The organism is Massilia sp. Root351 (genome assembly GCF_001425045.1).
GTDB lineage: Bacteria > Pseudomonadota > Gammaproteobacteria > Burkholderiales > Burkholderiaceae_D > Rugamonas.
Genome location: NZ_LMDJ01000034.1, coordinates 327771 through 340361 on the forward strand (window position 1 = coordinate 327771; position 12591 = coordinate 340361).

The 12591-nt window shown below is 62.4% G+C and carries 18 protein-coding genes and 2 pseudogenes; 2 read left to right on the top strand and 18 right to left on the bottom strand.

Features of this window, described 5'->3' with window-relative positions; genetic code table 11:
• Nucleotides 1-22: 22 nt before the first annotated feature.
• Nucleotides 23-1378, bottom strand: a complete 1356-nt coding sequence (locus ASD15_RS28160) for an ATP-binding protein (protein WP_057158338.1) — start codon at nt 1376-1378, stop codon at nt 23-25.
• On the bottom strand, nt 1375-2103 hold the full coding sequence (locus ASD15_RS28165) for a response regulator (protein WP_057158339.1): 729 nt from the start codon (nt 2101-2103) through the stop codon (nt 1375-1377). Before ASD15_RS28165 ends, ASD15_RS28160 begins: the two co-directional genes overlap by 4 nt.
• 206 nt (nt 2104-2309) lie before the next feature.
• Here ASD15_RS28165 and ASD15_RS28170 point away from each other — a divergent pair, with 206 nt between their 5' ends.
• Nucleotides 2310-2822, top strand: a complete 513-nt coding sequence (locus ASD15_RS28170; RefSeq protein WP_057158340.1) for a Spy/CpxP family protein refolding chaperone — start codon at nt 2310-2312, stop codon at nt 2820-2822.
• Nucleotides 2823-2866: 44 nt separating this feature from the next.
• Here the strand turns inward: ASD15_RS28170 and dsbD are convergent, their stop codons facing one another.
• On the bottom strand, nt 2867-4654 hold the full coding sequence (gene dsbD, locus ASD15_RS28175; protein WP_057158341.1) for a protein-disulfide reductase DsbD: 1788 nt from the start codon (nt 4652-4654) through the stop codon (nt 2867-2869).
• A 109-nt stretch (nt 4655-4763) separates the two neighbouring features.
• Complete coding sequence (gene rplQ / locus ASD15_RS28180; RefSeq protein ID WP_056404269.1) at nt 4764-5159, bottom strand: 50S ribosomal protein L17; 396 nt, start codon at nt 5157-5159, stop codon at nt 4764-4766.
• A 91-nt stretch (nt 5160-5250) separates the two neighbouring features.
• Here rplQ and ASD15_RS33455 point away from each other — a divergent pair.
• A pseudogene (locus ASD15_RS33455) lies at nt 5251-5379 on the top strand (cytochrome C oxidase Cbb3); the annotation flags it as partial.
• Here ASD15_RS33455 and ASD15_RS28185 read toward each other — a convergent pair.
• From ASD15_RS28185 to rpsN, 14 genes and pseudogenes are all read right to left on the bottom strand, one after another.
• Nucleotides 5334-6245 (bottom strand): annotated as a pseudogene (locus tag ASD15_RS28185) (DNA-directed RNA polymerase subunit alpha); the annotation flags it as partial. The pseudogenes ASD15_RS33455 and ASD15_RS28185 overlap by 46 nt on opposite strands.
• A 106-nt stretch (nt 6246-6351) precedes the next feature.
• Nucleotides 6352-6975 (bottom strand): 30S ribosomal protein S4, encoded by a 624-nt coding sequence (rpsD, locus tag ASD15_RS28190; RefSeq protein WP_057158342.1) that lies wholly within the window; start codon nt 6973-6975, stop codon nt 6352-6354.
• Nucleotides 6976-7214: 239 nt separating this feature from the next.
• Nucleotides 7215-7619 (bottom strand): 30S ribosomal protein S11, encoded by a 405-nt coding sequence (rpsK, locus tag ASD15_RS28195; RefSeq protein ID WP_008444339.1) that lies wholly within the window; start codon nt 7617-7619, stop codon nt 7215-7217.
• A gap of 15 nt (nt 7620-7634) precedes the next feature.
• Nucleotides 7635-8000 carry a 30S ribosomal protein S13 gene (gene rpsM, locus ASD15_RS28200; protein ID WP_056404273.1) on the bottom strand — a complete coding sequence of 122 codons (366 nt, stop codon included), beginning with the start codon at nt 7998-8000 and terminating at the stop codon, nt 7635-7637.
• Between the two features lie 27 nt (nt 8001-8027).
• On the bottom strand, nt 8028-8141 hold the full coding sequence (gene rpmJ / locus ASD15_RS32040) for a 50S ribosomal protein L36 (RefSeq protein WP_005663407.1): 114 nt from the start codon (nt 8139-8141) through the stop codon (nt 8028-8030).
• A gap of 31 nt (nt 8142-8172) precedes the next feature.
• Nucleotides 8173-8391, bottom strand: coding sequence for a translation initiation factor IF-1 (infA, locus tag ASD15_RS28205; RefSeq protein WP_005663428.1), 219 nt, complete (start codon nt 8389-8391; stop codon nt 8173-8175).
• Nucleotides 8392-8412: 21 nt separating this feature from the next.
• Nucleotides 8413-9747 carry a preprotein translocase subunit SecY gene (gene secY / locus ASD15_RS28210; RefSeq protein ID WP_057158343.1) on the bottom strand — a complete coding sequence of 445 codons (1335 nt, stop codon included), beginning with the start codon at nt 9745-9747 and terminating at the stop codon, nt 8413-8415.
• Between the two features lie 32 nt (nt 9748-9779).
• Nucleotides 9780-10211: a 50S ribosomal protein L15 gene (rplO, locus tag ASD15_RS28215; protein WP_056404276.1), complete on the bottom strand. Its 432-nt coding sequence runs from the start codon at nt 10209-10211 to the stop codon at nt 9780-9782.
• 27 nt (nt 10212-10238) lie between these two features.
• Entirely contained in the window at nt 10239-10415 is a 177-nt protein-coding gene (gene rpmD, locus ASD15_RS28220; protein WP_050409754.1) for a 50S ribosomal protein L30, read from the bottom strand.
• An 11-nt stretch (nt 10416-10426) separates the two neighbouring features.
• Entirely contained in the window at nt 10427-10945 is a 519-nt protein-coding gene (gene rpsE / locus ASD15_RS28225; RefSeq protein WP_049817602.1) for a 30S ribosomal protein S5, read from the bottom strand.
• 10 nt (nt 10946-10955) lie between these two features.
• Nucleotides 10956-11318 carry a 50S ribosomal protein L18 gene (rplR, locus tag ASD15_RS28230; protein WP_028833785.1) on the bottom strand — a complete coding sequence of 121 codons (363 nt, stop codon included), beginning with the start codon at nt 11316-11318 and terminating at the stop codon, nt 10956-10958.
• Nucleotides 11319-11331: 13 nt separating this feature from the next.
• Entirely contained in the window at nt 11332-11865 is a 534-nt protein-coding gene (gene rplF, locus ASD15_RS28235; protein WP_057158344.1) for a 50S ribosomal protein L6, read from the bottom strand.
• Nucleotides 11866-11874: 9 nt separating this feature from the next.
• Entirely contained in the window at nt 11875-12270 is a 396-nt protein-coding gene (gene rpsH / locus ASD15_RS28240) for a 30S ribosomal protein S8 (RefSeq protein ID WP_056404280.1), read from the bottom strand.
• A 14-nt stretch (nt 12271-12284) separates the two neighbouring features.
• The gene (gene rpsN / locus ASD15_RS28245) at nt 12285-12590 is read right to left on the bottom strand and encodes a 30S ribosomal protein S14 (protein ID WP_056404282.1); all 306 of its coding nucleotides are present in this window, start codon (nt 12588-12590) and stop codon (nt 12285-12287) included.
• Nucleotide 12591 lies beyond the last annotated feature (1 nt).

A 12591-nucleotide genomic window follows, 5' to 3' on the forward strand; every position in this document is an offset into this window, starting at 1 on the left:
TTAGGTGAGTGCAAAGCGGGAATCATTTCCCGGCGTAATATTCGGGCAGTACCAGGGTGACCTCCAGGCCGCCGTCCGGGTGGTTGGCCAGCGCGATGCTGGCGCCGTGCTGTTCGGCGATGTTGCGCGCGATGGTCAGGCCCAGGCCGGTGCCGCCGGATTCGCGCGAGCGCGACGTCTCGATGCGGTAGAACGGCTCGAACACCTGCGCCAGCTGGTCGGCGGCAATGCCGGGGCCGGCGTCGCGGATGCGGATGCGGGCCGCGCCCACCATGCGCTCCACCGTCACGCTGGCGCTCTGGCCGTACTTGACGGCGTTGTCCAGCAGGTTCACCAGGCAGCGCCGGATCGCCAGCGGACGGCCCATCAGCGCCATGGCGGCGCGGCCCTTGAGGGCCACGTCCTGGCCGGCGTCGGCCGCGTCGGCGCACACGCTGTCGAGCAGCGAGTCCAGGTCCAGCGCCTGCATGTTTTCGGTGCTGTCCATGCTGCGCGCCAGGTCCAGGCCTTCCTTCACCATCTGCTGCGTGGCCGACAGGTCGCCCAGCAGCTTTTGCTGCAAGTCGCCGTCGGCCACTTTTTCCAGCCGCAGCCGCATGCGGGTCAGCGGGGTCTGCAAGTCGTGCGTGATGGCGGCCAGCATTTGCGTGCGCTGGAAGATGTGCTGGCGGATGCGCGCCTGCATGGCGTTGAAGGCGGCGCTGGCCTGGCGGATCTCGCTGGCGCCGCGCAGTTCCAGCGGCGCGTGGTTGATGTCGTTGCCCAGGTCCTTGGCGGCCTGGGCCAGCTGCTTGAGCGGGCGCACCGCCATGCGCGTGACCAGGTAGGCCAGGCCGACTATGCTGAACAGGAAAGGCAGCAGGCTGAGCAGCTCATTCTGGCCGGTCGGGGGCGGCGAGCGCGGCGGCAGGATGGTCAGGCGCAGCACCTGGCCGTCCGGCATGCCCACATTGATCGCCTCGCAGGTGCCGCGCCATTGGGCCGGGCCGAAGATGGAGTTGATCTCGCGCGGCGCGTCGCAGGCGGCGGGCCGCTCGGCCAGCGGCGCCAGCACGTAGTCCTGCCCCAGGCGCTCGCCCAGGTGGCGGGAAAAATCGGATTGCGGGTGGGCGGTGTTGATGGCGTCGCTGGTCGCTTCCAGCCGCAGGCCGCCCTGGCTGGTGATCTTCAGGTAGGTGGCGCGCCCTTCCGGCTTGACCACGCCGACCGTGGAGAGCAGTTCCACCGCGCGGTCCAGCGCGTAGGAGTCGCGGTAGCGCTCCAGCGTGCGCTGGCGTTCGTTGACGGCCAGGTATTGCGTCAGCGTGGCCGAGGCCACGATGCCGAGCAGCAGCACCAGGAACACGCGGCCCGTCATCGAACTGAGGAACGCTTTCACGTGCCCGGCTCCACGCTGACGGCGCCGGCCAGCACATAGCCGCCGTTGCGCACGGTCTTGATGATTTGCGGCACCCGCGCGTCCTCGCCCAGCTTCTGGCGCAGGCGGCTGATCTGGATGTCGATCGATCGGTCGAAGGGGTCGGCGTCGCGGCCCTGGGTCAGGTTCAGCAGCTGGTCGCGGTTGAGCACCCGGTTCGGGTGTTCCAGGAACACCTTGAGCAGGCGGAACTCGGCGCCCGACAGCATGATGACGATGCCGTCCGGATTCACCAGGTGGCGCGCGGTCAGGTCCAGGGTCCAGTTGGAAAAGCGCATCTGCTGCACCTTGTCGGAACCGGCATTGGACGGCATGGCGTGGCTGCGGCGCAGCACGCTGCGTATGCGGGCCAGCAATTCGCGCGGCTCGAACGGTTTCGGCAGGTAGTCGTCGGCGCCCATTTCCAGGCCCAGGATGCGGTCCAGCGGCTCGTTGCGGGCGGTCAGCATGATGACCGGCAGCGACGACGTGGCGCGCAGCTTGCGGCACAGGCTCAGGCCGTCGTCGCCGGGCAGGTTCAGGTCCAGCACGATCAGGTCCGGGCGCGCCTCGTCGAGCTGTTTCCACATGGCGCCGCCGTCCGCCGCGCACTGCGCGCGGTAGCCATTGGCCTCCAGGTAGTCGGCCAGCAGGGAGCGGATATCGCGGTCGTCGTCGACGATCAGGATGGTAGAAGTTTGTTCCATGCCTCAATTATCCTCAGTTCGGAGGGGGAAGGCCAATAAGGGTTTGTATCGGCTTGTATATCTGCAAGCGCTGCAGTCCCGGCGAAACAGTTTGATACAAAAGCGGCGGCTGGGGCAATGCAGCGGCAACACCGCGCTGCCAAGATGGCCTCCATGTGCAGTGCACATCGAGTGTAGCCACCGAACCCAACCTCAAAGGACTTACCATGAACACGATACGCAAATCCCTGATCATCGGCATGGCCGTGCTCAGCCTGGGCGCGGTGGGCGGCAGCGCCTTCGCCGCCGACACCCCGGCCCCGGGCCGCCACGGCCAGGCCCTGACCCAGGAGCAGCGCGCCGCCAGGGCCGCCGAGCGCCAGGCCACATTCAAGGAAATGATGGCCAGGCACCAGGCCGCGCTGCACGACAAGCTGAAGCTGACGGCGGCGCAGGAACCGGCCTGGAACGCCTTCGTCGCCGCCAGCGCGCCCAAGCTGCCGGCGGCCCGCGCCGACCGCGCCGCGCTGGCCCAGCTGAGTGCGCCGGAGCGCGCCGAGCGGCGCCTGGAGATGCACAAGCAGATGATCGCCCAGCATGAAACCCGCCTGGCCGCGCTGAAGACCTTCTACGCCCAGCTGACGCCCGAGCAGCAGAAGACCTTCGACCAAGCCACCCAGCGCCACCACCGACGCGGCCACCGCCCTGGCGGCGGCCACGGCGCCATGCACCATAGCTGATCGGGCTTGCATCAAGCACAAGGGGCGCCACGGCGCCCCTTGGTTTATTGCAGCTTGTCCAGCGATTTCAGGAAGGTTTCCGCATTCTGGAAGCCGACCACGCGGGAGTCCGGGATTTCCTGGCCTTGCGGGTTGAACAAGATGATGCCGGGCGGGCCGAACAGCTTGAAGCGCTTCAGCATGGCCTTGTCGTCCTCGTCGTTGGCGGTCACGTCCACCTGCAGCAGCACGGTGTTGGCCAATTTGGCCTTGACGGCCGGGTCGACGAAGGTGAGCTTTTCCATTTCCTTGCAGGACACGCACCAGTCGGCGTAGAAGTCCAGCATGGCGGTCTTGCCGCCGGTTTGCGCCAGCGCGGCGTCCAGCTGGGCCACGGTCTTGACGCGCTGGAAGTGCACCGGCTGCTCGCCGCCACGCCCCAGGTGGGCCAGCGGCGCCAGCACGTCCCGCCCGCCGGTGGCTGCGCCGACCAGTTGCACCGCCCCCAGCAGGATGAACACCACGGCCGCCGCCTTGCCCAGCCAGCCCGTGCCGGCCCGGCCCCGGCTACCGGCCGTCAGCAGGTAGACGCCGTAGCCTATGCCCAGCAGCGCGAAGCCCAGCATGGCCACCCAGGCCGGCAGCACCGGCGACACCAGCCACAGCGCCATGGCCAGCAGCAGCACGCCGAAGAATTTCTTCACATTGTCCATCCAGCCGCCGGCGCGCGGCAGCAGCGTGCCGGCCGAGACGCCCACCAGCACCAGCGGCACGCTCATGCCCACCGCCATGGCGAACAGCGCGCCGCCGCCGATGACCACGTCGCGCGTCTGGCTGATGTAGACCAGCGCGCCGGCCAGCGGCGCGGCCACGCAGGGGCCGACGATGAGGGCGGAAATGGCGCCCATGGCGAACACGCCGGCCAGCTTGCCGGACGACTGGCGGCTGGACACCGTGCTCAGCCGGCTTTGCAGCCCGGCCGGCACTTGCAGTTCGTACAGGCCGAACATGGACAGCGACAGCGCCACCATCAGCAGGCCGAAGGCGCCCAGCACCCAGGGGTTCTGCAGCGCGGCGGCCAGGCCTTCGCCGATCAGCCCGGCCGCCACGCCCAGCGCGGTGTAGACGATGGCCATGCCCAGCGCATAGGTGAGCGACAGCAGCAGGCCGCGCCCGCGGCTGCTGCGCGCACCTTCGCCGACGATGATCGAGGACAGGATGGGCACCATGGGCAGCACGCAGGGGGTGAACGCCAGGCCCAGGCCCAGCAGCGCGAACAGCGGCAGGATCACCAGCAGGCGGCCGCCCTGCAGCGCCGCTTCGATCTTGCCCAGTTCGCTGACCCCGCCGGCGCCGGCCGCGTCCACGCCGGCCAAGGCGGCGCCCGGCCCTGCGGCGCCAGGCAGCGACATGGCCGCGCCGCTGCCGCCGGCGCCCACCAGCTTGACCTGGGCCTCCTGCGGCGAGTAGCACAAGCCCTTGTCCGAGCAGCCCTGCGAGGTGGCCAGCAAGGTGAACGGGCCGGCGGTGTCGACCGGGATGGTGATGGTGACCTGCTTGCGGTAGGTTTCCACGTCCTTGTTGAAGGTTTCGTCGAACTTGACCTTGCCGGGCGGAATGTCCGGCGCGCCCAGCGTGGCGCCCTGCGCCTTGAACATGAAGCGCTCGCGGTACATATAGTAGCCGTCGGCGATGTCATAGGTGACGCTGGCGGTTTTCTCGTCCAGCATGCGGGCGGAGAACTTGAAGGCGACAGCCGGATCGAGGAAGTCTTCCTCGGCGCGGGCCGGCGCGGCAAACAGCAGGACCGTCAACGCCAGCAGGCGGACGAGGAAGTGGGCAAAGCGGGACATGACTGCCTTCGAGAACTGAAACCCGCCTATGGTACACCTGGCCGCGCTTTCCCGCCCGGCCATAAAAAAAGCCAGGCAGCGCCTGGCTTTTTTCCTGACTCAGCGTGATTTACGCTTCGTCGGCAACTTCAACAGCTTCGGTGATCTCTGGACGGTCCAGCAGTTCAACGTAAGCCATCGGCGCGTTGTCGCCCACGCGGAAACCCATTTTCAGGATGCGCAGGTAACCGCCGTTGCGGTTGGCGTAGCGTGGGCCCAGTTCGGCGAACAGCTTCAGAACCATTTCGCGGTCGCGCAGGCGAGCGAAAGCCAGGCGCTTGTTGGCCAGGGTGTCGGTCTTGCCCAGGGTCAGGATCGGCTCGATCACGCGGCGCAGTTCCTTAGCTTTAGGAACGGTGGTTTTGATGGCTTCATGACGCAGCAGGGAAACGGTCATGTTGCGCAGCATAGCCAGGCGGTGGGACGAGGTACGGTTCAGCTTACGGAGGCCGTGACGGTGACGCATGGTACTTCCTTTCGATGATGTTTAATGCCAGGTTCTTCGATCGCCAGGGGGACAGCTATCGCTGCCCGCCAGGGCGCGGACCGGTTCATAAGGGTTAAACGCGCGCGGCAACAAGGGCTTCCCCAACCTGACCGACAAGGACTGGCTGTACGGCGGCGCGCCGGACGTCATCAAGACCACCATCATGAACTCGTTCAAGGACTTGCGGCCCAGGTTCGGCGTCTTCAGCAGTTCGTTTTCCGAACGCTGGATCAGGTCGCCGATGTAGTAGATGTTTTCCGCTTTCAGGCAGTTGGCCGAACGTACGGTCAGCTCCAGGTCGTCCACCGGACGCAGCAGGATAGGATCGACCAGCGGAGCACGCGATGGCGCTTCGGCGGCCGCTTCCGTGCCTTCCAGGGCGGCGAATACATTCAACTGGTCCACCAGCACGCGGGCCGACTGGCGGATCGCTTCTTCCGGCGTGATCACGCCGTTGGTTTCGATGTTGATGATCAGCTTGTCCAGGTCGGTACGCTGTTCCACACGGGCCGATTCCACGGCGTAAGACACGCGGCGCACTGGCGAGAACGACGCGTCCAGGATGATGCGGCCGATGGTCTTGTTGGTGTCTTCGGACAGGCGGCGGACGTTGCCCGGCACATAGCCGCGGCCTTTTTCCACTTTGATCTGCATGTCCAGCTTGCCGCCTGCGGTCAGGTGGGCAATCACGTGGTCCGGATTGATCAGCTCGACGTCGTGCGGCAGGTCGATGTCCGATGCCAGGACGGCGCCTTCGCCTTCCTTCTTCAGGGTCAGGGTGACGGAGTCACGGTTGTGGACTTTGAAGACCACGCCCTTCAGGTTCAGCAACAGGTCAACCACGTCTTCCTGGACGCCGTCCAGCGACGAGTACTCGTGCACCACGCCGGCAATCGTCACTTCGGTCGGCGCGTAGCCGATCATGGACGACAGCAGCACGCGGCGCAGCGCATTGCCCAGGGTGTGGCCATAGCCACGCTCGAACGGCTCCATCACGACTTTAGCGTGACCGGCGCCCAGGGCTTCGACGTCGATGATACGTGGTTTCAACAAACTGTTTTGCATGAAATGTCCTTTTCAATACCCTCGGCTCATTACACCGATAAGGCTGATGGCATTAGTGAAAAAGCCCACTGGGCGAAACCCAGTGGGCGGAGGCTACTTACTGCGATTAACGCGAGTACAGTTCGACGATCAGCGATTCGTTGACGTCGTGAGCGATTTCGTTACGCTCTGGCAGCGATTTCAGCGTGCCTTCCATTTTCTTGGAGTCAACCGACACCCAGGCTGGCATGCCGACTTGTTCCGCCAGCGACAGCGCTTCAACGATACGCACTTGCTTCTTGGCTTTTTCGCGCACGGCGATCACGTCACCGGTTTTCACGGCGTAGGAAGCGATGTTGACCACTTGGCCGTTCACGGTGAAGGCTTTGTGCGATACCAGCTGGCGCGCTTCAGCGCGGGTCGAGCCGAAGCCCATGCGGTAAGCCACGTTGTCCAGGCGGGTTTCCAGCAGGGACAGCAGGGTTTCGCCGGTGTTGCCCTTGCGGCGGTCGGCTTCGGCGAAGTAGCGGCGGAACTGGCGTTCCAGGATGCCGTACATGCGTTTTACTTTTTGCTTTTCGCGCAGCTGGTTGCCGAAGTCCGAGGTGCGGGCGCCCGATTTCACGCCGTGCTGGCCTGGCTTGACGTCCAGTTTGCATTTCGAATCCAGGGAGCGGCGGGCGCTCTTCAGGAACAGGTCGGTGCCTTCACGGCGGGACAGCTTTGCTTTTGGTCCGATATAACGTGCCACGGTGTTTTCCTTTAAATATGACGCCCCAGCCGCGGCGCGACTATGCGTGCGGTTAGGCGCTAGTCCAGCTCACTTTCAGCTTGGACGGTGGCTGACAAAACGAAAAACCCGTCGAAATCCATCCGACAGGCGAGAACAGCCGGACAGTATAGCCGTTTCCGGCCCACTGTTCCAGCGGTTTTTTGCTTCCAAGAGGACGACGCCGGCGGGAGCGGGTTGCCCCGCCGCCGGCAGCATCATTAGATACGACGACGCTTAGGAGGACGGCAGCCGTTGTGCGGTACTGGGGTAACGTCCTGGATCTCGGTGATCTTGATGCCCAGGTTGTTCAGTGCGCGCACTGCGGATTCGCGGCCAGGGCCTGGGCCCTTGATGCGCACTTCCAGGTTCTTCACGCCGCACTCAACAGCCACTTTACCTGCGGCTTCAGCAGCAACCTGCGCTGCGAACGGGGTCGATTTACGCGAACCCTTGAAGCCAGCGCCACCGGAGGTCGCCCACGACAGAGCGTTGCCCTGACGGTCGGTGATGGTGATGATGGTGTTGTTGAAGGAAGCGTGAACGTGTGCGATGCCTTCTGCAACGTTCTTCTTGACCTTCTTGCGTACGCGAGCTGCTGCTGCGCTGCTTTGTTGCTTAGCCATAATATTTTCCTAAGATTATTTCTTCAGCGATTGAGCGGCTTTGCGCGGGCCCTTGCGGGTACGTGCATTGGTGCGGGTGCGCTGGCCGCGGACCGGCAGGCCCTTGCGGTGACGCATGCCGCGGTAGCAGCCCAGATCCATCAGACGCTTGATGTTCATCGACAGTTCGCGGCGCAGGTCGCCTTCAACTACGAACTTGCCGATCTCATCACGCAGCTTTTCCAGCTCGCTGTCGTCCAGATCTTTGATCTTCTTGTTGGATGGAACACCCGTCGCCTGGCAGATGAACTGCGAGCGTGGGCGGCCGATACCGTAGATGGCGGTCAGGCCGATAACGGTATGTTGGTGGTTTGGGATGTTAACCCCTGCAATACGTGCCATTCGTTATTCCTCGATAAATAACGGTTATTAACCTTGACGCTGCTTGTGACGCGGTTCGACGCAGATTACGCGGACCACACCTTTGCGCTTGATGATCTTGCAGTTGCGGCAGATGCGCTTGACTGAAGCGTTAACTTTCATTTTTGCACTCTCTTCTAGTACGATTGTTTATTTACTTGGTCCGGAACACGATGCGGGCCCGGCTCAGATCATAAGGTGTCAGTTCGACCGTCACCTTGTCGCCAGGAAGGATGCGGATATAGTTCATCCGCATTTTACCCGAAATGTGCCCGAGCACCACGTGCCCGTTTTCCAGCTTCACTCGAAATGTTGCATTGGGGAGATTCTCCAGAATCTCGCCTTGCATCTGTATGACGTCGTCTTTTGCCATTTTTCGTTATGTTTGCCGCGCTTAACGCGTCGGAATCCCGCCCTTGAAGTTTGCTTTGCGCAGCAGCGACTCGTATTGCTGCGACATCACATAGTTTTGCACCTGGGCCATGAAATCCATGGTCACAACCACAATAATCAACAGGGAGGTGCCGCCAAAGTAGAAGGGGACCTTCCACTGGGCATTCATAAACTCCGGCAACAAACACACCAGCGTGATGTAGATGGCACCGGCCAGCGTCAATCGCGTCAGGATCTTGTCGATGTAGCGGGCAGTCTGCTCACCGGGACGGATCCCTGGCACAAAGGCCCCGCTCTTCTTCAAGTTGTCCGCTGTTTCCTTGCTGTTGAACACCAGCGCGGTATAGAAGAAACAGAAGAACACGATTGCAATGGCGTACAACAACGCATGGATCGGCTCGCCAGGGCTCAACGACGCAGCCAGGTCTTTCATGAAACCGACGACCGGGCTGGACTTGTCGGCACCCTTCGAGAACCACTCCACGAGCGTAGCCGGGAACAGGATAATCGACGATGCGAAGATCGGCGGGATCACGCCGGCCATGTTCAGCTTCAGCGGCAGGTGGCTGGTTTGGCCACCGTAGATCTTGTTGCCGACTTGACGCTTGGCGTAGTTGACCAGGATCTTGCGCTGTCCACGCTCCACGAACACCACGGCGTAGGTCACCAGGGCGACCAGTACCACGATGAGGATGGCCGAGAAGCTGCCAATCGAACCCGTCGACACCTGGGAGAACAAGCCGCCCAGGGCGCCAGGCAGACCGGCGGCGATACCGGCGAAGATGATGATGGAGATGCCGTTACCGAGACCGCGCTCGGTAATCTGCTCCCCCAGCCACATCAGGAACATGGTGCCGGTCAACAGCGTCACGATCGTCACGAAGCGGAAGCCCAGGCCAGGATCCAGCACCAGACCAGGCTGCGATTCCAGTGCCACGGACACACCCAGCGCCTGGAACAGAGCCAGCGCCACCGTCGCATAACGGGTGTACTGGGTGATCTTGCGGCGGCCGGATTCGCCCTCCTTCTTCAGCGCCTCCATCTGTGGCGACACGATCGACAGCAACTGCATGATGATCGAGGCCGAGATGTAGGGCGTGATACCGAGCGCAAACACCGTAAAGCGGGACAAGGCGCCACCGGAGAACATGTTGAACATGCCCAGGATGCCGCCTTCCTGTTGCTTGAACAGGGCCGCCAGCTGTACCGGGTCGACACCCGGTACAGGAACGTGAGCGCCGATACGATACACCACCAATGCGCCAAGCAGGAACCACAGGCGGCCCCAAGGGAAGCCAGCTGCGGCGCTCTTAGCAAGTTGTGGGTTGGTCGCCAATTTTCGCTCCGATCTAGCTGTTAGCTATCAGCTCAGGCTACCGAGCCGCCAGCCGCTTCGATGGCCGCTTTCGCGCCCGCGGTGACTTTCAGGCCTTTGACCACGACGGCTTTGGTGATTTCGCCGGAGGCGATCACGCGCACGTCGCGGGCCAGCACGCCCAGCACGCCGGCTTGCTTCAGGACCAGAATGTCGACTTCGCCGGTAGGCAGGTTGTTCAGGTCGGACAGGCGCACTTCAGCTTTGAAGGTGGCGTTGAGCGACTTGAAACCGCGCTTAGGCAGACGGCGTTGCAGAGGCATCTGACCGCCTTCGAAACCGACTTTATGGAAGCCGCCCGAACGCGATTTTTGACCTTTGTGACCACGGCCGGAGGTTTTACCCAGGCCGGAGCCGATACCGCGACCGACGCGACGCTTGTAGTGCTTCGCGCCGTCTGCTGGTTGAATGGTATTCAATTCCATTGATTTCTCCAGATCATAAGCCAAGGCTTACGATACGACTTTCACGAGGTAGGCGACTTTGGTGATCATGCCGCGTACCGATGGGGTGTCCTGCAGCTCGGAAACCGAGTTGACGCGGCGCAGACCCAGGCCACGCACGGTGGCGCGGTGGTCTTGACGAGTGCCGATCAGGCCCTTCACCAGTTTGACTTTGATAGTGCTCATGTGGTTTCCCCTTAAGCCAGGATGTCTTCCACCGACTTGCCGCGTTTCGCAGCGATGTCAGCAGCAGTACTGATTTTCGACAGGCCGTCCAGGGTCGCGCGCACCAGGTTGTATGGGTTGCTCGAACCGGTGGATTTCGCCACCACGTCGGTCACGCCCATTACCTCGAAGATCGCGCGCATGGCGCCACCAGCGATCACGCCGGTACCCGGCTTGGCTGGCATCATCATCACTTTCGACGCGCCGTGGCGGCCGATGACGGTGTGATGCAGCGTGCCGTTTTTCAGCGGCACTTTGATCAGGTTGCGGCGGGCTTCTTCCATTGCCTTTTGCACACCCACTGGCACTTCTTTCGATTTGCCTTTACCCATGCCGATGCGGCCATCGCCGTCACCAACGACGGTCAGCGCCGCGAAGCCCATGATACGACCACCCTTGACCACTTTGGTCACGCGGTTGATCGCGATCATTTTTTCGCGCATGCCGTCATCCGGCTTGTCGCTTTGCATTTTAGCTTGCATTTTTGCCATGATCGTACCCTTAGAACTTCAGACCGGCTTCGCGGGCAGCTTCTGCCAGCGCTTTGACACGGCCGTGGTAACGGAAACCGGAGCGGTCGAACGCAACTTCGGTGATTCCTGCTTTCAGTGCTTTTTCTGCTACGCGCTTGCCCACCAGTGCGGCGGCGGCGGCGTTGCCACCCTTGCCCGATTTGCCGGCCAGTTCTGCGCGCACTTCCGCTTCCGCGGTCGAGGCCGAAACCAGTACTTTGGCATCCGGGGAGGTCAAGTTTGCATAGATGTGCAGGTTGGTGCGGTGTACCGACAGGCGGTTCACTTTCAGCTGCGCAATCTTGATCCGGGTTTGACGTCCGCGACGCAGACGAGATTCTTTTTTATCCATCGTCAGCCCCTAATTACTTCTTCTTGGTTTCTTTGATCTTAACCACTTCGTCCGAATAACGGACGCCCTTGCCCTTGTAAGGCTCAGGAGCGCGGTAAGCGCGAACTTCAGCGGCCACCTGGCCAACCTTTTGACGGTCGATACCCTTGATCAGGATCTCGGTCGGGGTTGGGGTTGCCACGGTGACGCCTTCTGGCATCGCGTGCACAACCGGGTGCGAGAAGCCCAGCGACAGGTTCAGCTTGTCGCCAGCGGCTTGCGCCTTGTAACCCACGCCAACCAGGTTCAGCTTCTTCTCGAAGCCCTTGGTGACGCCGGTGACCATGTTGTTCACCAGCGCGCGCAGCGTGCCGGACATGGCATTGGCTTCGCGGCTGTCGTTGGCCACGTCGAAGGACAGGGTGCCAGCGTTGTTTTCTACTTTCACCAGGCCGTTCAGGGACTGGGTCAGTACGCCCAGCGGGCCTTTTACGGTGATCGCTTGTGCGGAGATGGCGACTTCAGCGCCAGCTGGCACAGCGATAGGCATTTTAGCTACACGAGACATTATTGCTCCTTACGCGACGTAGCAGATGACTTCGCCGCCGACGCCGGTAGCGCGTGCTTTGCGGTCGGTCATGACGCCTTGCGGGGTCGACACGATGGCAACGCCCAGGCCGTTCATCACGGTTGGGATTTCATCCTTGCCCTTGTACACGCGCAGGCCCGGACGGGACACGCGCTCAAGGCGCTCGATAACAGGACGGCCTACATAATATTTCAAACCGATTTTGAGTTCCGACTTGCCACCGGCTTCGGCGACAGCGAAATCTTCAATGTAACCCTCGTCCTTGAGGACGTTGGCAATCGCTACTTTGACTTTCGACGATGGCATGGCCACGGTCGTTTTTTGAACGCCTTGGGCGTTGCGAATGCGGGTCAGCATATCGGCGATAGGATCGCTCATACTCATTGCTTGTTCTCCTATTACCAGCTGGCTTTAGTCATACCCGGAATCTCACCACGCATGGCGAATTCACGGAGCTTGATACGGCCCAGACCGAATTTACGGAAGGTGCCGCGTGGACGACCGGTGACGGCGCAACGGTTGCGCTGACGGGTCGGAGCGGAGTTACGTGGCAGCGCCTGCAGTTTCAGGCGGGCTTCGTAACGCTCTTCTTCCGTCTTCGACTGGTCGTCGATGATGGCCTTCAGCGAGGCGCGCTTGGCAGCGAATTTGTTTGCCAGGTCGACACGCTTCTGTTCACGGTTAATCAGTGCGAGTTTTGCCATG